This window comes from Methylocaldum marinum (assembly GCF_003584645.1).
Taxonomy (GTDB): domain Bacteria; phylum Pseudomonadota; class Gammaproteobacteria; order Methylococcales; family Methylococcaceae; genus Methylocaldum; species Methylocaldum marinum.
The window spans coordinates 2,111,663-2,133,439 of record NZ_AP017928.1 but is presented as its reverse complement, the minus strand read 5'-3'; the positions used below and the strand labels follow the sequence as shown (position 1 = coordinate 2,133,439).

At 61.4% G+C, this 21,777-nt stretch carries 17 protein-coding genes and 1 pseudogene; 14 read left to right on the top strand and 4 right to left on the bottom strand.

From position 1 onward, the window contains the following. The first annotated feature begins 6 nt into the window (after positions 1 to 6). From sS8_RS09365 to sS8_RS09325, 11 genes and pseudogenes are all read left to right on the top strand, one after another. Positions 7 to 3,426, top strand: coding sequence for a beta-ketoacyl synthase N-terminal-like domain-containing protein (locus tag sS8_RS09365; RefSeq protein ID WP_119629418.1), 3,420 nt, complete (start codon positions 7 to 9; stop codon positions 3,424 to 3,426). Further along, complete coding sequence (locus tag sS8_RS09360; protein ID WP_119629417.1) at positions 3,321 to 6,455, top strand: type I polyketide synthase; 3,135 nt, start codon at positions 3,321 to 3,323, stop codon at positions 6,453 to 6,455. The genes sS8_RS09365 and sS8_RS09360 overlap by 106 nt, the downstream gene beginning before the upstream one ends. A 112-nt stretch (positions 6,456 to 6,567) precedes the next feature. Then, a complete protein-coding gene (locus sS8_RS09355; protein WP_119629416.1) occupies positions 6,568 to 7,386 on the top strand; it encodes a 4'-phosphopantetheinyl transferase family protein in 819 nt (272 codons plus the stop codon). Positions 7,387 to 7,866: 480 nt separating this feature from the next. Continuing rightward, a pseudogene (locus sS8_RS29100) lies at positions 7,867 to 8,052 on the top strand (GntR family transcriptional regulator); the annotation flags it as partial. Positions 8,053 to 8,107: 55 nt separating this feature from the next. Beyond that, complete coding sequence (locus sS8_RS29095; RefSeq protein WP_232020718.1) at positions 8,108 to 8,374, top strand: hypothetical protein; 267 nt, start codon at positions 8,108 to 8,110, stop codon at positions 8,372 to 8,374. Positions 8,375 to 8,923: 549 nt separating this feature from the next. Continuing rightward, complete coding sequence (locus sS8_RS09345; protein WP_119629414.1) at positions 8,924 to 9,460, top strand: YcjF family protein; 537 nt, start codon at positions 8,924 to 8,926, stop codon at positions 9,458 to 9,460. A gap of 108 nt (positions 9,461 to 9,568) precedes the next feature. Then, on the top strand, positions 9,569 to 10,234 hold the full coding sequence (locus sS8_RS09340; protein ID WP_119629413.1) for a hypothetical protein: 666 nt from the start codon (positions 9,569 to 9,571) through the stop codon (positions 10,232 to 10,234). A 375-nt stretch (positions 10,235 to 10,609) separates the two neighbouring features. Further along, entirely contained in the window at positions 10,610 to 11,515 is a 906-nt protein-coding gene (locus sS8_RS09335; RefSeq protein WP_170161017.1) for a prohibitin family protein, read from the top strand. A gap of 16 nt (positions 11,516 to 11,531) precedes the next feature. Then, positions 11,532 to 13,385 carry an ABC transporter substrate-binding protein gene (locus sS8_RS09330; protein WP_119629411.1) on the top strand — a complete coding sequence of 618 codons (1,854 nt, stop codon included), beginning with the start codon at positions 11,532 to 11,534 and terminating at the stop codon, positions 13,383 to 13,385. 31 nt (positions 13,386 to 13,416) lie between these two features. Next, on the top strand, positions 13,417 to 13,590 hold the full coding sequence (locus sS8_RS28045; protein ID WP_170161016.1) for a hypothetical protein: 174 nt from the start codon (positions 13,417 to 13,419) through the stop codon (positions 13,588 to 13,590). Between the two features lie 2 nt (positions 13,591 to 13,592). Beyond that, positions 13,593 to 15,347, top strand: a complete 1,755-nt coding sequence (locus sS8_RS09325; RefSeq protein WP_119629410.1) for a hypothetical protein — start codon at positions 13,593 to 13,595, stop codon at positions 15,345 to 15,347. Positions 15,348 to 15,754: 407 nt separating this feature from the next. Here sS8_RS09325 and sS8_RS09320 read toward each other — a convergent pair whose 3' ends face one another. Next, positions 15,755 to 16,438: a response regulator gene (locus tag sS8_RS09320; protein ID WP_232020581.1), complete on the bottom strand. Its 684-nt coding sequence runs from the start codon at positions 16,436 to 16,438 to the stop codon at positions 15,755 to 15,757. A gap of 481 nt (positions 16,439 to 16,919) precedes the next feature. On the opposite strand from sS8_RS09320, the gene sS8_RS09315 reads away from it, so the two are divergent. The 3 genes from sS8_RS09315 to sS8_RS09305 all read left to right on the top strand — a co-directional run bounded on the left by sS8_RS09315 (position 16,920) and on the right by sS8_RS09305 (position 19,295). Continuing rightward, positions 16,920 to 18,245, top strand: a complete 1,326-nt coding sequence (locus sS8_RS09315) for a C45 family autoproteolytic acyltransferase/hydolase (protein WP_145986471.1) — start codon at positions 16,920 to 16,922, stop codon at positions 18,243 to 18,245. A gap of 341 nt (positions 18,246 to 18,586) precedes the next feature. Next, complete coding sequence (locus sS8_RS09310) at positions 18,587 to 18,982, top strand: Rieske (2Fe-2S) protein (RefSeq protein WP_119632684.1); 396 nt, start codon at positions 18,587 to 18,589, stop codon at positions 18,980 to 18,982. Positions 18,983 to 19,064: 82 nt separating this feature from the next. Continuing rightward, positions 19,065 to 19,295: a hypothetical protein gene (locus sS8_RS09305; RefSeq protein ID WP_145986470.1), complete on the top strand. Its 231-nt coding sequence runs from the start codon at positions 19,065 to 19,067 to the stop codon at positions 19,293 to 19,295. 131 nt (positions 19,296 to 19,426) lie between these two features. Here the strand turns inward: sS8_RS09305 and sS8_RS09300 are convergent, their stop codons facing one another. The 3 genes from sS8_RS09300 to sS8_RS09290 form a co-directional block, all read right to left on the bottom strand. After that, on the bottom strand, positions 19,427 to 19,759 hold the full coding sequence (locus tag sS8_RS09300; RefSeq protein WP_145986469.1) for a hypothetical protein: 333 nt from the start codon (positions 19,757 to 19,759) through the stop codon (positions 19,427 to 19,429). A gap of 534 nt (positions 19,760 to 20,293) precedes the next feature. Continuing rightward, positions 20,294 to 20,626: a hypothetical protein gene (locus sS8_RS09295; RefSeq protein WP_145986468.1), complete on the bottom strand. Its 333-nt coding sequence runs from the start codon at positions 20,624 to 20,626 to the stop codon at positions 20,294 to 20,296. Next, a complete protein-coding gene (locus sS8_RS09290) occupies positions 20,623 to 21,639 on the bottom strand; it encodes a hypothetical protein (protein ID WP_119629405.1) in 1,017 nt (338 codons plus the stop codon). Before sS8_RS09290 ends, sS8_RS09295 begins: the two co-directional genes overlap by 4 nt. Positions 21,640 to 21,777 lie beyond the last annotated feature (138 nt).

Sequence of the window (21,777 nt, the reverse complement as noted above, 5' to 3'; positions counted from 1 at the left end):
AGAACCATGGACAAGCAGGAATTGTTGAATCAGATCGGGGCGAGAGTCGCGGCTTTATCCAGGCCGAAACCCGCGCCCGAATCGCTCCGTTCTCCCGCCGCCGGGGCGGCTGCACCGGAGACGCCGCGGGAGGCCGGCGGGAACGGAGCCGGACCAGCGCCCGCTTCCGCCCTATCGGCCGTCCCGGAGCCGATAGCCATCATCGGACTGTCCGGCTACCTGCCCAAGTGCCGGTCGGTACGGGATTTCTGGCAGGTGCTGGACAAGGACGAAAGCTTGCTGGAAGAGATCCCCGGAACCCGCTTCGACTGGGAACGGTACTATGACCCCAGCGCCGCCGATCCCATGAAGAGCCATGCCAAATGGGGCGGTTTCATCCCGGACATTCGCGGGTTCGACGCCGGTTTTTTCGGCATGCTTCCGAGGGACGCGAAACAGCTGGACCCCCGCCAGCGCCTCTTGCTCATGTCCGTATACCAGACCCTGGAGGATGCCGGTTATGCGCCCGATGCGCTGCGCAGAACCCGTACCGGGGTTTTCGTGGGCGCCGAAGAGAACGAATACGTTAAATCCTCGCTGTGGGACAAAACCCGGAGTGAAGGCATCGGCAATGCGCCCAGCATGATCGCCAACCAGATCTCCTATTTCTTCGACTGGCGGGGACCCAGCGAATACCTCAATACCATGTGTTCCGGCGGGGCGGTGGCGATACACCGGGCCGTGGCCTCGCTGCGTTCCGGCGAAAGCCGTCTGGCCGTGGCCGGCGTGGCCAACCTGCTGCTGCGCCCGGAGACGTACATCTCGCTGTCCGCCCTGGGGCAATTGAGCCGTAGCGGGAAGATCGGCTCCTTCGGCCGGGATGCCGGCGGATACCTGCCCGCCGAGGGTGTCGCCAGCATCCTGTTGAAGCCGCTGGCGCAAGCGGAAGCGGACGGCGACGCGATTTACGCGGTGCTGCGGCATACCGCGGTCAATTTCAACGGGCAGGGAGGCATGTCGATTGCGGCGCCCAATATTGCCTCGCATGTCGAATTGATCCTGCAGTGTTATCGCGAAGCCGATATCGATCCGCGCGACCTGGGTTATATCGAGGCCCAGGGCATGGCCAATCCGGTCACGGATATCGCGGAATGGCGCGCCTTCAACCGGGCTCTGCAAACGCTGGCCGGGGAAAAAGGCATAAGCCTCGAGCAAGGCTGTTGCCAGGTGAGTACGCTCAAGCCCACGCTGGGGCACATGCAGTCCGCTTCCGCCTTCGGCGCGCTGTTCAAGATCATCCGCAGCCTCGATACCGGGACGATTTATCGGATTCGCGATTTCCGGCAAGCCGCTCCCGACCTGGAGACGGAACACCAGCCCTGCCGCCTGGCAGCCGACAACCGGCCCTGGCCGGCGGGCGCGCGGCCGCGCCTGGCCGCCCTGCATTCCTACGGTTCGGGCGGCAATAACGCCCATCTGCTGATCGAAGAATACCGGTCCCGGAAGCGCCCGGCCCCGGCACGCGAACAAACGGAAATCCTGGTTTTTTCCGCGAAGACCCGGGAACAATGCCGCGCCCGGGTCGCCGGCCTGCTGGAGACCGTACGCCGGCATCCGGAATACCCGCTGGCATCGATTGCCCACACCCTGCGGGTCGGCCGGGATGCGATGAAGGTCCGCGCGGCCTTCGTGGCCCGCAGCCGCGACCAATGGATGCGGCAGGCGGAAGCCTATCTCGCCGGCGAACCGGTGCCGGAAGGCGTATTCGAAGGCCATGCCGATGCCGGCATGGATTCTTGCCGAACCTCCACCGCCGGAGCGGAGGGAGACCCGTACGCCATGGCCCAAATGTGGGTAGGGGGACGGACGCTCGCCCGGCTCTCGGCGGACCGCAGCGAAGCCGGCCGTCTCCATCTTCCGACTTACCCGTTCGAACTGAAGGAATACTGGCTGGATGCGCGGCCTCCGGCATCCGTCCCCGACAAACCCGAAGCGCAACCCGGACCGGCGGGCGAGATTGTCGATGCCGGCCCCGGTCCGACAAGAATGACATTCCCAGAGATATCAGCCCTGAATAAGGACCCAACGATGAGTGCAAGCCCCGAAATAATCCGCGGCGTCGGCAAGGCAGGCGAGAAAGCCGCCGAGTTGTTCACCTATTGCGCCGAGACCAGCGACCGGGATTTCCATGAGGACTACCTGACTTTCTGCCCGTTTCCCGAGCGGATTCCGGGTTTTTCGATGACGCGGGTATTCCTGAATCCGAAGAAATATCGCAAGGAAATGGCGCTCATTCAGCGCAAGCAGATCGAAATGCGCCAGGTACTGTTTTTCAAGGAAGACTTCGGTGAAATCCGGCATCTGCTGGATATCGGCTGCGGCCACGGGACGGATGTGATTCAGATCGCCAACCATCATCCGCACATACACACGGACGGATTCACCATCACCCGGGCCCAGGCCGAGCTGGGCAATCATCGCATCGCCCAGAAAGGACTGAATGGACGCGCACGCATATTCAACTGCGACAGTTCCAAGGTGAAATTCCCGCGTGACGATTACGATGTCATCATCGGTCTGGAGGTGAGCTGCCTGGTCGCCGACAAGAACGGGCTGTTCCGAAACATCGAATCTTCGCTGAAAAACCATGGCCGCGTGCTGCTGATGGACTTCGTCGCCAATCTGCACGGTGCGATCGAAGATCCGAGCATCGATATCTATATTCCGACCCGGGAGCAATGGGCCGGAAACCTGGCGAGACACCACCTGGTGATCGACGAGATCGTCGACGTGTCGCCGCAAATCGCCAACTTCCAGCACGACCCCGATCACGAGGAAAACCTCAGGGATTGTCCCAAGGTGGTCCGCGATTCCTGGCGCAACTATGCCAATAACGCCATTGCCATCCAGCGCGGCTGGTTGAGCTATATGCTGTTCCGCTTGCGGAAAGACCGGTTTTCGAATGTCGTCGAGCTGGAAACGCATAACCTGGCCAAACTACGCACGCCCAAGCCATACCCGGCCGCCTTGCAGGAGATGCTGGAAATCGGCCATATGCCTTACCCCATCCTGGACGAAAGCCTGCTGGCCGACGCTTATCCGGACGAACGCCCGAAGTCACCGGCCCCGGCCGGCGCCGGCAACCACGCTCTTTCCGATTTTTCGGCGCTGAAAGCCGAACTGGCCAAGCTTTTCGAAACCACCCTGTCGTTGCCGCGGCATGCGCTGGAACGGGGCGAGTCTTTCCGGGAGCTGGGGATAACATCCATTCATGCGGTGGAACTGATGCAGGCGATCAACGGCGCGTTCGAGCTCAAGCTGCCGACCAGCATCCTGTTCGAATGCAATTCCCTGGATGCCCTGGCGGATCATCTGGAAAGCGTGGGCGCCACGGTCGACGAGGAGGCTCAAAAAAAAAGCCGGAAAACCCCGCCGGCCGCCGCTTAGCCCCGGAAAAGATCGCGGTGATCGGTATGGCCTGCCGCTGCGCGGGGGCCGCTGATCCGGACGAGTACTGGGCGTTGATGCGCGAGGGAAAGGATTGTATCCAGGGCATCGAAGACCCGGGCTGGCTGGATTTTTTCGCCGCGCATTCGGATAAGCCGGTTCCCCTGCGTTACGGGCGTCTGCAGGGCAAGGACTATTTCGACGCGGCTTTTTTCGGCATAGGCCCGGACGAAGCCGCCGCCATGGATTTCCCGCAACGCGTGCTGCTGGAGGATGCCTACAGGGCACTGGAAGACGCCGGGATCGATCCATCATCCCTGCAAAAACAGCCGGTAGGCATCTTCATCGGCAGTGTCGGAGGCGGAGCCCGAAACGCGGATTTGTCTTCGCACAGCGTGCTGGCTACCGATACCAGCGTGCTGTCGTCGCGAATCGCGTATTTTCTGGACCTCAAAGGTCCCGCCCTGACCGTCAATACCGCCTGCTCGTCTTCGCTGGTCGCCATGGATGTCGCCTGCCGGTACCTGCGCAGCGGCGACATCGATCTGGCGATCGTCGGGGGCGTCACCATCTATACCGACCCGCGCGCCTTCGTCATGATGAATCGTGCCGGAATGCTGTCGCCCACGGCAAACTGCCGCCCGTTCGATGATCGGGCCGACGGCATGGTGGTGGGCGACGGGTCGGGTATCCTGATCCTGAAGCGGCTCGGCGATGCCGAGCGCGACATGGACCCCGTGCACGGCGTCGTCGCCGCGATAGGGACCAATCAGAACGGACAAACCGCGGGCATGACCGTGCCCAGCTATTTGTCCCAGAGCCGCTTGCAGTCATCGCTCTACCGGGCCCACGGCATCGATGTCGAGGACATCCGGTACGTCGAGACCCACGGCACCGCAACGAAACTGGGCGATCCCATCGAAATCGATGCGCTGAATCACAGTTTTCGGCAATTCACGGCGAAAAAGCACTACTGCGCCATCGGTTCGGTCAAGGCCAACATCGGTCATACCACCGCAGCCTCGGGTGTCTTGAGCGTCATCAAGGTGTTGCTGGCGTTCAAACATCGGCTGATACCGCCTTCACTCAACTTCGAGCGAGCCAACGAACACATCGATTTCGAAAACAGCCCGTTCCAGGTCAACACGGTGCTCAGGGAATGGCCCGACAACGCCCATAAGCCGCGCATGGCGGCCGTGACATCGCTGGGCCACAGCGGAACCAATGCCCATCTGGTCCTGGAGGAGTACCGGCCGGTTCGGGCCGTGTCCAGGATCCTTCGGCCCGCCGCCGTTCTGGTCCCGCTGTCCGCGCAGACAGCCGCGAGTCTCGGGGAATCTGCGCGGCGGCTGGCCCGTTTCTTCCGGGCGAACCCCACGCTGGACTTGAATGCCGTGGCCTACACCCTGCAAGCGGGCCGCGCGCAGATGAGGCACCGGGCGATTTTCCTGGTCGAGACTTTAGCCGAACTGGCCGACAGACTGGAATGGCTGGGGCGCTGCGATGAAAGCCCGTCCGGCCGGAAAGAAACAATCGAACGGGTCTGGCTGGGCGAAGGCAAGCCACGGGGAGGGGCGCCTTCCATCGCGAATCTCGAGTCCCTGCCCCCCGCTGTTCTCGCAGAGCGCTGGGCTGGCGGGGAAAGCGTGGACTGGCGATCGCTTTACCGCGGTGGCGAACCGCGTCGGCTGCACCTGCCCGGCTACGTGTTTGCGAAAACCTGCGATGCCGGCCGCCCGGAAATAGCCACCCAAGCGGCGGCAGAGCACGGATTGCCACGGGAGGACAAGCTGGCGCGGCTGCTCGAGAACCTCCTGTCCGAAACCTTGGCATGTCCCGTCGACGGTATCGAGCCGGACCGGAACTTTTTCGAACTGGGCCTGAATTCCCTGGGCGTGGTGCGAATTCAGAAGTCCCTGGAAAACATCGCGGGCCGGAAGATCAGCTCCAGCATTCTGTTCGAATATCCCACCGTCGAGCGATTGTCTGCTTGCTTGAGAGAACGGTATCGCGATTGTTTCGACGAGATTTCGCTTGCGCGGCATGCGGCATCGCCGAACCGTTCGTCTTCGCTGTCGCCCGATGCGCGGTTTCCCGAACTCATCCTTTTGAACGACGATCGCCGGGGACGGCCGGTTTTTTGGTTTCACGGCGGGCTGGGCGGGGTTCATCCCTACCAGGTTCTGGCCGAAGCCTCGGCGCGGCCTTTCTACGGGATTCAGGCCCGCGGCTGGATGGGCGAACACGATCCGATTTACGGGGTGCCGGCGATGGCTTCCCATTACATCGAGGCCATGCAAAGCGTCCAGCCGAAAGGGCCTTACGATCTGGGCGGCTATTCCCTGGGGGGGCTGCTCGCCTATGAAGTGACCCGGCAATTGCAGGCCGCCGGGGAAACGGTGGCGACCGTGGTGATGCTCGATACGTTCGATACGCGGAAAATCAAGGAGGTCCGGCAGTCGCGCAAGGACGACTTATTGCAGGCCGTCAACATCGCCCTGCAAACCCGCGTCATGCAGAACCCCGAGGCATTTTCATCGATTCTGATCCATCGTGACGAACTGGACCTCTCGCTGGACGACGAGGCGTGCTTGCAGCAGTTGATCGGATTGGCGAAAACGCGCGGTCTTCCTTACACCGAGGAGCAGATGCGCGGGCAAATCCGTAAACAGTCCGCGGTTCAATCGGCGCATCAGGCGCATCTTTATGACATTCTTCCGCTTCCCGATGCCGGTTCGGTCGATTGCGTGTATTTTCGCAACCGAAACGGGGTTTACATGGGCGAGCTGGAACCCTATTTCGTGCTGCACGCTGATGAGCTGGGACTCGACCACGCGGATCACTGGCGGCTGTGGCGAACGCTTTTTCCGAAATTTTCGATGATCGATGTGGATGCGTCGAATCATCTGGTTCTGTTGGCCGAACCCGGGCCATGCGAAATCCTGGTCGAGTTCTGCCGCGGCTTCTATTCCGGGAAGGACCTTGCGCCGGGCTTCCTCCAGGATTTCCAAGCGGAGGCCCGGGTTTGAACATCGGACGCCGGCGGAGATTCGGCCGAATTCTCGGTTGGCCGGGAAAGCTAGCGAGTTTCCGTACAGTAGTTATGAAAATGCTCTTGGTATATAGCTCATCAACCGCAAAATGATTACGGCCCGCCCGACTTCAGGAGAAATCCACCTTTGCCTTTGCTTTTACGAATCGATAAACGACGAGTCCCTGCTGCACGCCTATCGCGAGCTGATATCGAACGACGAACGGCAGCAGATGGCCCGCTTTTATTTCGAAAAGGACAGGAAGCGTTATCTGGTGACGCGAGCGCTGGTGCGCACGGTTTTGTCGGAGTACGTGACAATCGATCCGAAGGACTTGCGCTTCTCGGCGAATGCCTACGGCAAACCGTTCCTGGCCGGCGATGGCAACCGGGTCCGATCGGTTTCGTTCAACCTGTCCCACACCCATGGCCTGATTCTCCTGGGCATCGCCTTTCCGGGCGCGATCGGCGTGGACGCCGAACATACCGCGATCCGGGCGGCACCTTTCGACATCGTCGACAAGGTTTTCGCATCGCCGGAGATCGCCGCCTTGCAAGCGCTGCCGCCGGAGCGCAGGGCAGAACGCTTTTTTCAGCTTTGGACCTTGAAGGAGTCTTACATCAAGGCGCGCGGCATGGGCTTATCCCTGCCTTTGGATAAATTCGGCTTTCACTTTGACCGCGAAGGCCGTGTGACGCTGTCGCTGCAGGCCGAGCTGGAAGACGCCGCGGATCGATGGCTGTTCTGGCAGCTGCGGCCGAGCGCGGATTACCTGGTTTCGATTTGCGTCGAACATGACCCGGCGGTCAGCCGCCGGATCGTGGCCAGGCGGATGATTCCTCTGGCAGGAGCCGAACCCTGTAGCCTGCCGGTCGTAGTATCGTCCCCGGCGGTGTGGACGGATCCGGGGCCCGAATGGGCGGTTTGAGGTACGCAGGCGGAGAATGGAAGCCGGCTGGAATAACCGGCTCGTTCGGATGTCCGTTCGACCTCGCATGCCGTTCATACGGCCGTTCCGGATAAGGGCGGGGCCGGCAAAGCGCGGAGCCGCGCCACAAATTGCGCCAGCGCCGCGCCGATTTCGTGGGGCGAATCTTCCTGCAGGTAGTGGATGCCCGGCACGGTGATTTCGGTCTGGTTCGGCCATTGCCGGCAGAAACGGCGTGCGCGCGCTCCCGGCTCCAGGCGCAGCAGCGTGACCCATTCCCCGCGCTAGGGAAACAGGGCCAGCAGCTTCTTGGAAATGCCGTGGCCCACTGAAATCCACGGCAGCTGAGGATTGCCCGCGGTTGCGGGGATGAACGGTTCGATTGCCAACATAGGATGCTCCTTTGCCAAATAGTGACGGATGGGACGCACACAATAGGGCGGCAGTCATAGCGGAAAAGGACCACCAGCGACAAAAATCATGGAGCCACTTTTCGAACTGCCCATCACTCTCCCGCCCAAGGGTTCCCGTGAACTGCTGCGCGCCGTGTATAGCCAACTGCGGGAGGCGATCCTCGACGGACGGCTCCACCCCAATACGCGACTGCCTTCGACCCGGGCATTTGCCGCCGCCGTCGGTGTGTCGCGCAATACCACGGTGGCGGTCTACGACCTATTGTTGAGCGAGGGCTATCTGACTGTCCGGCCGGGTTCCGGTACCTATGTGGCCGCCATCTCGCCGCGCCCGGCTGCGGCCCGTAGGGGATGCGGTGGGCCTGCACCTGGCGGTGAAGCTGAGTCGGGAGATTCCGGCCACGGAATTGGCCAGGGCCGCGGCGGCGGATGGCATCCGCCTTTATGCCCTCGAACGATACGCGGTCGAAAAGCCCGCCCCCAACGGTCTGGTCTTGGGCTATGGCATGATCCGGTCGGACCGGATCGGTGCCGCCATTGAGCAGCTGGCGCGAATCATGAGCTACCTCGAATGACTACCCGGCCCTCCCGTCCGTGGGGCTTGCCGGCCCTCTATTCCATTCGCGGTTACGCCCGCATGTCCAGTGCCGATCAAGATTACGCCCTTCAGGAACAGGCCTTCCGCGCCGCCCGCTGCGAGATTATCCGCGCAGATAAAGCCTCGGGTACGGTTCGCGCCGGCGAATCGCGGGACCGTATGCGCCGGACTGAACTACCGATCCGAGGGGCTCGGTCAACGGAAGTCCGCTTGGGTTTGAGAAACGCTCCGCCGGCACCTGTGTCCCGACCGTCGGGAGCGATACCCATGACTAACGGCAGGGGTCTCGCGTCGGCAGTTGGCACATAATGCAACAGGTCGTTTCCGGTTGTTTACGGCTTTCCAGGCGAACCTTGTCGGTTCGACTCCCGCCAGGCGCCGGAGACGCCTCGGCGATTTGCCGAGCTTGCAGTCGAATCCGGCGGGTCCCCCGTCCCGCGGGATTCGGCCGCGGCCATCACTGCGCCGGACCGCTCCGAGAAGCGCCCAAGATTCCCCCTGACGTCCCAATCACCTGGAGAACACCATGGCAACGAACGATCCGACCCCCGCTTTGGAAGAGCAATTCGCGGCCTCTGCCCGCGCCGAGCGCGCGGCCCGCGCCCAGAGTCTCATCAAGAACTACGTGCTGACGGCGACCGGCGTGTCGCTGATCCCGGTGCCCCTGGCCGATCTCGGGGCGATCATGGCCCTGCAAGTCAAGCTGATTCATGGCCTCGCCAAGCATTACGAGGTGCCGTTCAAGGAAAACATCGCCAAGTCGCTGGTGACGTCGCTGCTGTCCGGAGCGACCTCGGTGGTGGGCATCATGGGCCTGGCGAGTCTCGCCAAGAGCGTTCCCTTGCTCGGCACCCTGGGCGGCATGGGGGGCGTGGCGGTCACCGGGGGCGCGGTGACTTATGCGGTGGGACGGGTGTTTGCCAGGCATTTCGAATCCGGCGGCAGCCTGTTCGATTTCGAGCCCGCCAGGATGAAATCGCTGTTCAAGCGGGAACTCAAGAAGGGCAAGGAAGCCGCCGCGGAAGCCAAGAGCGAGGGCGACGCCGCGCCCGCCTCGGCGTAATGGGACCGTCCGCGTACAAGGTCCGTCGGGTCGCGTTGGAGGACCGGCCCCGATGTGCGTGTGCCGCAATCCTGTTGGTTTGTCCTCAACTAAACGAAAATAGGTTTCATGAGTGTTTTGCTGGTTCTTGTCATCCTCGTTTTTCTGGTGGTTTTTGCTCTGCTCCTGGGCGGGTATTGGGAAGCTCCGGAGGGTCTCCGGGAAAGGGTGAAGGAGTTGCTCGGAAAGAAAAACGACGACCCGGCGGCCACATTCCGCATCTGGGTGGACGCTTCCCTGAACGATAAACCGGAATTGCGGGCCTGGTTGCTGTCCCTGTCCGAGGAAGGGTTCAAGGTACTGACCAGGCGGATGATGGCGTTTTGCGCCGACCTGAACATCCAACTGTCCTGGCTGGTCGAGCAGCACATCGATGTGGCGCCGGAACTGCACAAGGCTGCAAGAACCATCGTCGTGGATTATCTCGAAGGCTGTTGCGAAGCCATGCGCCATCAGGACGGGATCGCCCTGTTCAATCACTACCATAAACTGGTGGCCAATCCGCACGACGCCAGCTACCGGGATTTCCGGAGCCGTCTTTTCACCCGATTGATATCCGAAGGACTCGCAGAATCCCTGCCGCCTTATGAACTGATCATGGCTTCGGAAACCCAGCGCCAGGCTCTGGCGGCGAAAGCCATCCGGAGCGTCGCCGCCAAGGATTGGAATGTTTTCGTTCCGATTCTCAGCGAGGTCCTGGCGGCGGGCTCCGAGAGCGCCTCGGCGGCCAAGTAGCAGCGGAGGACGAGACGCGTGCCGCGGATGTTCGCCCCCCCGCGGAAGCGAGCCCCTGGAGCGCGCCGACGTGCGGATCTCGTGATCCAGGGAAGCCTCCAGGGCGATCCAGCTTAAAATGCTGCATATTCTTGCCCGTCTTTACCTCGTCGAATTTCCCGGGCGGATCGGAACATCGGCCATTAGCGCGCTCCTCGGGGCGGCATTCCCGTATTGGTTTGCGAGCCGAGCCGCAGCGGTGAAAGCCGGGATCGCGCATCCGTGCGGCACCACGGCCCGGTCTCGTCGAAGGCTCGATGCCCGGGTGTTTGAACATGTCACTCCGGGGTCCCCCCGAAACACGTTTTTGCCAAGCTTGTACAACTGGAGACCATTTTGCCGCCGTCCGTGAACGCCACCGAAGCCCGCGAAGAAACGGATTTTTCCGCCACCGCGAAGGCAAGTGCCAGGCGGCGCCGTTTCCGCCGCTGGCTGTGGCGAAAATTGCCGTTGCTCATCGTGTTCACCCTGTCGCTGCTGCTGGCGGTAGTCGTGCTCTGGCATCGGGTCGTCATCGTCATCGAGGGAGGCCATGCCGGAGTCTTGTTCCGGTTGTGGAGCGGCACCGAGATCGGCTACGTCTATCCCGAAGGTGTCCATCTCATCAATCCGTTCAACACGATGCATATCTACGAAACGCGGGAACAGGTCGCCTTGCATGACTTCGACGTGCTCACCGTGAAGGGCCTGGCCCTGCACCTGTTCCTGGCAATTCGCTACCAGCCGGAACTCGAGCTGCTCGGCCTGTTGCACCAAAGGATCGGTCCCGACTATCTGCAGCGCGTTATCATCCCCCAGATCGAATCGGTGATGCGCAAGGAACTCGGGAATTACACGGCCGAAGACATCTACACCAACAAAGAGGGCCTTTTGACCAAGACCATCCTGCTGGCCCTGGACGAAGTCGGGCGCAATTTCGTCCACGTCGAGGACATCATCATCCGCAGCATCGAGTTGCCGGCCAAGATCAAGGATGCGATCGAAGACAAGCTGACCCAGGAAGAACTGCTCAAGTCTTACGAATTCCGTGTCCAAACCGCGAGCCGGGAAGCGGAGCGCTTGCGGATCGAGGGCGAAGGTATCAAGCAGTACCACCAAATCCTCGCGAAGGGGCTGACCGAAGGCATCTTGAAACACCAGGGCATCCAGGCCACCAGAGAGTTGGCCAGGTCGGACAATGCCAAAATCATCGTGATCGGGTCCGGCAAGGACGGCCTGCCCTTGATCCTCAATACGCCCTAGCGAGAGGGATGGATCGATGCGGCGGACGATCCTGTTCGTGTTGCTCGGTGCGCTCGCCGGATGCGGCGACGATTATGACGCGCTCGCCAAGCGCCGAATAGCGCATGCCCAGATTTCTCGGGGCGACATCGTGGTGGCGGCGATCGATGAACCGGGGGCGGAGAGTTACCTCAACGGCATCCGCCTGGCGGTGGAGCACGTGAACGAGCGGCCGGGAAAACTGCTCGGCCGCACCTTGGGGCTGCGGATCATCGCGGATGGGCTCGGATTCGACGGTCCCCAGACCGCTATTCTGGAAGCCGCCCGCGATCCCCGGGTGACCGCGGTGCTCGGCCACGCGCGGTCGGATGTCGCGATTCCCGCGTCGGTGATCTATGAAGCCAGTCAGATCGTTTTCCTGCCGCCTTTCTCGGCGGGGAAAGGCCTGACCCGGCATGGCTTTAAGTTCGTTTTTCGCCAGGCGCCCAGCAATTCTCTGATGGCGGAGCAGATCGCAAGCGTGGCCCAGTTGCTGGGCTTCGAACGGATCGCCTTGCTGTACGCTCTCGACAATCAAAGCCGGGAACTGGCATTTTCCTTCGAGGATGCAGCCCTGGCGCGCGGAATGGGGTTTTCTTACCGGCGCTCGTTTTCCGCCGACAGGAGCGACTATCGGGATCTGATCACCCAGTTGGTCGACAAGCGAGTCGACATGGTGTTCGTCGCAGCCGGCCCGACCGAATCGGGACGCATGGTCCTGCAAATGCGCCACATGGGCGTCACGGTTCCGGTCATGGGCGGCGATGCTCTCAACCAGGAGGGTTATAAACAAGCCGTCGGCGAAGCCGGCGACAATTCCATCGCCCCCGTCGCCTATGTGGCCCGGACCGACACCAAAACCAATCAGACCTTCATCGCGGAATACCGGCAGCGGTTCCGGACCGATCCCGACTCGGCGGCGGCGCAGGGCTATGATTCCCTGAGGCTGCTGGCGACCGCCATCGAGCAGGCGAAATCGACCATGCCCCTGGCGCTGTCCTCTACCCTGCATTACCTGCCGTACTGGACCGGCGTGACCGGGGTTCATGTCTTCGACGAGCGCGGCGAGGTTTTCGGCAAGAAGTATTTCTTCCAGGTGCTGCGGGACGGGGAATGGCATGTCCTCCCGGCGGTCCATCTGCCGTACTTCCTGGGGCGCTTTCAGCGCACGATCGAAGCAGCCTCCGCCCGGGCCGACGGCGTTCCGGCGTTCGGAAAATTGTTTGCGACGAATCTTCATCCGGACGATCTTCGCATCGTGCAGCTCGATTTCCTGCATGAGATCCTCCAATTCAACCAGCTCGGAGTGATTCACGGTGCCGAAGCAGGCGGGGCCGAACCGGAGTACCTGGCGCGGATCAAGTCCTTGGGCGAAAAGCGGGGGTTCGGCGTCCATCCCTGCGGGGTCGCCTTTGCCGCCGCCGACCCGAAACGGATCGAAGGCGAGCTGCTGAACTGCTACGGCAAGCTCACCCTGGTGATCGACGCCTTGAATATCGCCGAATTGAGGGGTGTGGACCACGCTACCGCGGTGCGTCTGCAACAGCCGCTCGAACACTATCGGATTCCGGTCCTGGCGCTGCACGGCGATACCACGGTCGACGAAGGCATGGCGATCCGGATCGGACGGCTCGCCGATAAAGAGGATATACACACGGACTATTACACGCGCCTCTTCAGCGGAATACTGCATGGCAAACGGGTCTACGAACTGACCGAACGGCTGGACAACCTGCCGGTGCTGGCGGTCAACCTGAAACGCCTGAACGATTTCGGGCTGCTGAGCTCCGGCCGACTGATGGGGCTCGCGCCGGACGTGTATCTGGAATGGTTCGTGTCGTCGCAACCATGAGTCGCTGGGTTTAACGTCAACGGGAATCGGCATGATCAATCATTTCGTCATCATCCTGCTTTACATTGTGCTTTGCCTGGCCGTGGCGCTTTTCGGAAGACGCCGCAAGTGGGGCTTCTGGGGGTATCTGTGGTCGTCGGTCTTGTTCACGCCGCTCTTGGGTTTATTGTTTTTATTGGCTTCCGATCCGAAAAAGAGCACTTAGGGATGGCCGGGGAACACGGTAGGGCGCCGCCGGTTTCCGCCGACGGCGGCCTGCGCCGGACCGCCGCGGCGATCATGCTGTTCGCGGTTGCGCTCGGGCTCGCGCCGGCGGCGGCTGCGGCGGACAAGGCGGGCAAGAAAGGGCAGGAGGCGACGATCGAGCTTATCGAGCAGAAACTGGAAGAGCGGCTCGTCCCGCTGGAGGAAGGGTTGCAGGGCAGGTTCGAGCAGCAGGGGCAGGGTATCGGCGCTCTGCGCGACGTACTGGACCGAATGAGCCAAGGCGTCCGCGCCAATGCGAAATCCATCGAAGACCTCAAGGCCAAGCTGGAAGAGAACTCGATCCGGGTCTACGAACGCTTGTCGGCGGAAAAGAACCTCGTCGAACGCCTGGAAGCGCTGTCGGCGCGCCTCGCGGCCGACAAGTCCAGCCGGGCGGGCCACGCCGGCGGCCGCCGAACGGCGCCGGGAGCCCCGAATCCCGCGCCGCAGGCATCGTCGCCGAGCGTGTCCGGAGCGCAGCCGGCGATCAAGGTTCAAGCCGCGGGCACCGCGCGGGACGCGGTTCTGCGGCCCGAAACCGCGCCCGCGGCGGTCGAGCCGTACGACGGCGCCACTGCCCGACTGCTGGTCGCCACCTTGCTGGCCTTCGCCGTGGGCTTGGGGCTGACCCTGCTGGAAACTCCCCAGTTGCAGCCTTGGGCAGTGTCGCATGCAGCTCTTCGGAATTTCGCGGTCGCCGCCGTACTCATCCTGGCTTATTTCACGATCGGCTTCGGCGGGCTATTCGGGGAAGCCGATCCGGTTTCGGGGGGAGAACCCGCGGACGCCGGATTGGCGGCCGACGTGGCCGATGCCTTGCGGCTCTACCGACTTGGCCTGGTCGTCGTGGGTGGACTGATCGTCAGCACGATCGTGTCGGATCGCGTGTCGCTGCCGGGCGCTGTTGTCCTGGCGCTGGTATTGGGTGCGGTGGCGTATCCCGTGCTCGGGCTGTGGAGCGTGAGCGGCCCGGGCCTGTCGCGACATTCCGGCTGGCTGGAAGAACTCGGATTCGTCGATTTTGCCGGCGCTACCACTCTCCATTCGTTCGCGGCCTGGGTGGCTTTGGCGTGGACCCGGGCATTTCCGGTCGGCCGGGGATTCGAGCCGGAAGGCAGCGCGGTTCGGCCGCACGTTTCCCCGGTGCTGTTCGGGCTGCTGATCGTGTGGGCCGGATGGTTCGGACTGATCCTCGGACACCAGGCGCTCGAAGAGCCGCGCAGCGCTTTCCTGGTCCTCAATACCCTGCTGGCCGGGGCGACCGGGCTGACGGTTTCCCTGACCTATTGGGTCGGCGCCCGGCGCGGAGCCGGCGTGGGCGAGACTTATGCCGGGATTGCCGCCGGCACGCTTTCGGGCCTGGTGGCGATCTCGGCGGCGGTCGATGCGGTCGCGCCGGTCGAAGCCATGGTGATCGGCGGCGGTGCCGCCCTGCTGCAGCCGATTGCGTCTCGCCTGCTGGCGGAACGGGTTGTCCGGGAGGACCGGGTGGCGGCGAACCTGATCGCGGCGCACGGGGTTTGCGGTATTTGGGGGACGCTCTGCGTCGGGCTGTTCGGCACCGCCGGTGTGTTCGGCTTTCCGGATGCGGGTCGGATCGGCATTCAGGCGGTGGGCGTCACCGCGGTACTCGGGTTCGGCGCGGCGATGGGGGTGCTCGGCGTGCTCGGGTATCGAGGACTCTCGAGGCTCAGGGGGGTAGCGCTTGAACCTTGAGCGCATCCGCCGGGCGCCCGTTCTGTCCGGAAGTTTTCCGGCAAGGTCGATCTACACGGTTCAGGACTCCGCCGTGTTAACGGCCATCCGCAAAACCAGGGTTTTGGCAAGCCGTCTTATTCCAAATCGCTTTCAATAAGGCATTCATTTTCGTAGGGTGGGTTAGGCGCACATCAGCACTGACCGATGATCGATCACGGCGCTTTGCGTGCGCCGTAACCCACCAAGCGACCTCGAACCTGTCCTGAGCCAAGTCGAAGGGTCGGCGGTTTACGTGGGGCCGAGGGACTAACCCACCATCGATGGGTTTCGCTTCGCCCTACCCACCCTACGATTAATGTTCACCCGAATGCCGAATGGAATTACCTGCGCTCTTTCCGCGGCGTACGCGACCGGGTCGATCGAGTTCAGATCCATCCCAATTCCAGGGCTTTCAGTACCGCCCGGGTCCGGTCGTTGACCCCGAGCTTGGCGAGAATGCTGGTGACGTGATTCTTGACCGTACCCTCGCTGATTCCCATTTTTTCCGCCAGTTCGCCGTTCCTGTAGCCGCTCGCCAGGTACCGGAGCACTTCGATCTCGCGATCGGTCAGCGAGCGTCGGGGAGCGGAACTTTCAAACGATCGGGAGCCGGCTGCTCGCACCTGGCGGCAGCGCTCCGTGATCTCGGGAGAAATCAGGGTTTCGCCGGCTGCCACCCGGCGCACGGCACCGGCCAGTTGCTCGAAGGACACGTCCTTGAGCAGAAACCCCCTGGCGCCGTTATGGACGCCTTCGAGCAAGGCTTGTTCATCATTGAACGTCGTCAGCAGGATGGTGGGAAGTAGACGGTTTTCGCAGCGCAGCGCCTTAAGCAGCGCGATGCCCGACATGCGCGGCATGCGCACGTCGAGCAGCACGACATCAGGGGGGGACCGGGTGATGATTCGCAAGGCCTCGTCGCCGTCGCCGGCTTCTCCGGCCACGACGATGTCTTCTTCGAGCTCGAAGAGCTGCCGAAGACCCTGGCGCACCAGGGTTTCGTCGTCCACCAGCAAGAGCCGGATCACGCGGGTCTCAGCGGCCGCTCGGCACACGGCTTCAAGCTGCATCCGGGCTGCGAGTCGGGGAGTCGGCGATCGGAGCCTCGTACTGTTGCCGAGATCTCGTCGATCCGTGTCCGGGCAATCTATTCTTTGCATGTATCGATGGCATGGTCGCGCAATCCGGTAATCGCTATTTTCGATCTCGTGATTCGAAATAGATGTTTAAGTGTGTGGTACGACTTTTGGTGCGGGCGATACCCGGGCGCTTGACCTACATTTCGATTCTCTCGCTTTTCGGCGAGGGTAACGGATAATATCGCACCGACCGTCTTCCGATGCGCCGAGCTCGGGTTTTCAAGTGAAGAAGGATAGCGCAAGGAAAGAAACCGATATTCGTTCTGCTCTTCCGATGAATGACCAATGCAAGAAGTATCTCGAGGCGATACAGGTTTTACCAACCGAGGATTACGAATCCGTACGCATGCGGCCTGGCGAATGGTTTACCGAAAATACAGGACAGCGTATCGGTGAATCGGAGCCATTCTGCATGAAAATCGCTTTGGCTTTTCTCATTATGGTATCGGCTTGGCATCCGGCCTGGAGTGTCGCCGCCCAGAACGAGATCAGGGTATTTCAGGTCGACGCCGAGGGGAAAACCGGCAGGGAGATCGGAGCGGAATTGGGAAGGGCGATAAAATCGGCGTTCCCCGATATCGAAAGAATTTATGACAGCTATTTGGCGGGGTTTATCAGGCAAGATCAGTTCAACCAATGGGTGAGGTCCGGGATGGACATCATCAGGGTGAATATCGATCCGGCGTATCAGGAAGAGTTATCCGCCATGGCCTCGACTTGGCAGATATCCGGAAAGGATCGTCTGGGCGACGGATTCCTTTCGCTGAACGAGTTATGGTTCTTCCAATTGATGCCCGATGTGGGCCGCAGAACGAATTGTTCCGGTTTCGGCGTTTTGGGCAATGTTTCCGCAACCCATGCTCCCCTCGTCGGCAGAAACGTGGATTGGGATACCACCGAAGATTTGCGAAGCCTTCAAGCCATAACCGTTTATGACTACGGAAAAGACGTCCTGGTGAATATCGGCTTTGCCGGCTATATCGGGGTAATTTCGGGATTCAATAATCATGGCTTATACCTTGCTCACCTGGATTCGCCGTTGGGAATACGATATTCGCAGCCGGCCGCAGGCGCGCACTCGATTGTTTTCGATCTTAGAAAGACCCTGGAAAACGAGGCGACTGTCGGCGCCGCGGCAGAATTCCTGATGGCGCAGCAATTTCCTTTCAGCCACAACGTGCTGATGGCCGATCGGGACGAGATCCGGGTCCTGGAGCAGCCCGACGGCAAAGCCTCGCATTTGAGAACGCCGAGCACGCCGACGCGGCCGGAGATGCCATGGGGGAAAAAGGATCAAATAGCGGTCGTAAATTGTTTCGTTTCGGAGGAGTCGCCTTCGAATTGTATAGAAAGCAAGGATATCTATCGTTGGCAACGGTTCGGGGAGTTGGCGGTATTCGAGCCGGGAGGGCGTACCGCGCAGATCGACGATCTGACGAGAATCATGTTCGATACGGCGAACCGGCATCAGGCGATTTTCAACGCGAAGACTTTCCAATCCATGGTGTTCAGTCCGAAGGACGGGCGATTGTTTTTATACGCGGCGCCTATTTCAAATAATAAGCATGAAAAGCCGGTCATGACGGACGTCAGCCACCTTCTGCCAAAGGCCGACATGGAGAATGACCCGTATCGAAGCGAGATCCTGCTGCTTTGGTCTGTCGTCAGCGTGATGGCCGGCGTGGTCTTGTGGGTTGTTCTGAAGGGCCGCAAAAGCATGGCGGATTATTTGAAATGACCAGCGTCCGGGCGGCGGAAATACAGTTCCGCCGTTCGCGAGATCTGCCGGAGGGGAGCTTCCCATAAATGGCTCCGCTTTGTCAGCCCAGGGCATCCGTCAATCCTCGCCGCGCCGAGCCGGTTACCCATGGCGGCGCGGCGCTTTCGCGACAAACATTGTCGGATTTCCTCCATACGCCTTTAACCGCAAAGCCGCAAGTGTCTGTCCGCCAGTGGAAACCGAACGGGTTCGTCCGAATTCGTTTCTGGTATCAGAATTGCTTGATGAATTCCGAGCGCAACGTCACCCAGACGCTGTCCGCCGCGCTTGGGTCTTATCCTCAACTTTGGAAACGCAATATGAATGAACTCTTTGTGATTTGCCGTGCGAACGAAATCGAAGAAGAACAGGCGCGGGGCTTTTGGCTGGCTATCCGAACCGACGAAGGGGAGGTAAAGCCTTGGCCGATTCTGGTCGCGCGCAAAGGCAGCCGCTTTTTCGGGTACGAAAATGTCTGCCCGCATGCCGGCAGCCGGCTGGATACCGTACCCGGGCAGTTCATGGATGAAGACGGCAACTTCCTGACCTGCGGCAAACATCGCGCCCAGTTCGATATCGACACCGGGCACTGCTTTATCGGGCCTTGCCAGGGCAAGCAACTCACCCAGGTCGAACTGATCATCGACGACGGCGATGTCTGCGTCACCGGCGTGGAGTTGGCCGAGGAAGATGGCCTGGACATCGACCCGGGTTGAGTTTTCGGACATCCGGATTGCAGCCGAATGAGTTTTGGCCGGGAAGCGGAGCTTCGCGGACAATTTGTGCGAGGAGTTCGAGATGACACCAGAGCAGGAAGCCCAGCTTCGCGCTTTTCTGGCAAGCCTGCCGGAAATGAGCGTGGACCAATTGTTTGAAGCCCTGCATAAGGCCCGCTGCAGCAAGGCGGCAGCGCCCGAAGACGCCGCTCCCTACTGGCGCGCATTGATGATCGGCGTGGGCGAGCAGTTGCACCGGCGACTGGGCCCCGGCGCCCTGCAGGAGTATGCCACGCGCTATAACATCGGCTAAAAAGCTGGGTAGAACGCGAGTTGCAACGCGTAGGTCGGCAATCCTTTGCCGACGAATGCATCGGTCCGGCTACAGGTCCAGTTGCCGGCGAAACCGTCCACAAAGAGGTACTTTCAGAAGAGGATATTGGATCAAACGAAGATGAGTACAACGGAACTCGGGATAAAAATCCAGGTTGCCCAGATGGTCACAATGGCAATATAGCGCCACCAGCGCGGCGCCAGGTCGATCGTAATCACGTGACCGGTTCTTTTCTGGAACCAAGGTGATACCAAGCAATGTCCGAGGGTCAAGGCCGCCACCCCGGGCAAGGGCGGGGTCGGCTTGATCAGCTCGCGCCCGGTCCGGCGGCGATGCCAGGGCATGAGAACCCACTCGATAAAGTACACACCAACAATTCCGACCAGGCAACTCAGTACACAAACCAGTGCAACTATCGCAAAAATCACCTCCCCGGTGCTCACCAGTCGGCCACCCTTTCCGTCACGTCGTAGATTAACTCGCCGCCTTTCGAACCAACTATGCTGCCTGCCTATCCACCGCCGAAACTGCCGATGACCCGACGAGGGCACGCCAAGGCAGGCTGGACCCACCAGTAGCCGTCGGGCCAAGGGGTTCGTCGGCAAAGGATTGCCGACCATACGACCAGACCACCCTGTAGGTCGGGAATCCTTTCCCGACGTTCACGCTCCGACCGAGCGTCTTCGTCGGCAAGGGATTGCCGACCTACCCCATTAGGTTGCGAATCCCTTCGCGACATCACGCGGCTCGGCCCGCGGTTTGCCGCTGGATTCCCAAGAAGGTATCCACGCGCGAATAGCCGTAAAGCCGGTATGAAAATGCTCTAGTCCGTCTCCGTTACCGAAGCTGCCGATGCCGCCGGCAATGGCGCATCAAGGCAGACAGGTTCCGTCCGAGGGGAGCCCGAGGGCGGGGCTACAGGTCCGGTTGGCGGCGAAACCGTCCACAAAGAGGTACTTTCAGAAGAGGATATTGGATCAAACGAAGATGAGTACAACGGAACTCGGGATAAAAATCCAGGTTGCCCAGATGGTCACAATGGCAATATAGCGCCACCAGCGCGGCGCCAGGTCGATCGTAATCACGTGACCGGTTCTTTTCTGGAACCAAGGTGATACCAAGCAATGTCCGAGGGTCAAGGCCGCCACCCCGGGCAAGGGCGGGGTCGGCTTGATCAGCTCGCGCCCGGTCCGGCGGCGATGCCAGGGCATGAGAACCCACTCGATAAAGTACATACCAACAATTCCGACCAGGCAACTTACGCCCCAAATCAGGGCTACTACCGCAATAATCACGTCCCCGATACTCACCAGTCGGCCACCCTTTCCGTCACGTCGTAGATTGACTCGCCGCCTTTCGAACCAAGTATGCTGCCCGCATATCCTCCACCGAAGCTGCCTATGCCCCCGACAATGGCGCACCAGAGCAGGCTGGACCCACCCGTAGGTACACCGAAGGCAAGGTTGCAGGCCCCGTAGGCGCCGTAGCCGCCCGCTGCGCCGCCCAAGAGACTGCCACCCAGTCGCCCGGTTTCGCTGACTATGCGCCGGTTCCGGTCCGGGCGGTTTTCCTCGATGTGGCGCTTGATTTCGGCCGCCGACCAGGCGGTATCCAGGGCGATGCCGATATGGCCGAGCGCCTTGGCCTGTCCGGCTGCCCGGTTCAGCCCGGCGATCCGTTGACGCAGCTCCGGTATCCCGCCGGCAGCGGAGCCCGCCTGCCGCCAGCGGTGAACGATGCGCTTGCTGGAGAGACCCAGCCTGCGGCGGATGAGCGGTTCGTCGGGACCGACCAGGCCGCGGCGCAACCAGCCGCGCAGCGAGCCGTCGAGCCGGTTCAGCAGTTCCCGGCGGCGGTGCTGGAAGGCCGCGCCGCTCAACTTGCCCGAGGCCGAATAGGTGTCCTGGTAGAGTTTCTGAAGCTCGTTGAGAATCTTGGTGATATCTTCGATCTGACGCTGCCCGGCGTAGGCATAAGCCCCGAGCCCGCCGGGCGTCTGCAGCGTCTGCGTATACTCCAGCAGTTCGTAAAGCCGGTTGGTGATCTCCGGGTGTTCGATCGGTCCCCGGATGCCGCGCGGCCAGAACCGAGGGTCGCGCAGGTTGGCGGCAAGCTGGACCTCGGCGGCCGTGCAGGCCTGACCGGTCGGTACGACCAGCATGGTTCCCGGTTTCAGGACGGTGTCCTCCGTGATCCCGTTGAGCTGGAAGAACCAGGCCAGATTGGCCGAATCCGGGTTGTGGTAGACCTCGCGGGCGTGGTCTACCGCCATGACGGGCTTCTCGACGATCGAAAAATGGGGTTTGGTCCGCGTTTCAGCCATGTGTCCTTGCTCTCCTCGATGCGAATTTCGGAAAGAATAGACGTATTTCCCCCAAGGTCAATGGTGAAAGAAGCCTTAGTAGCCTTAGTAGGTCGGCAATCCTTTGCCGACGAACGCATCGGCCCGGCGGTGGCGTCG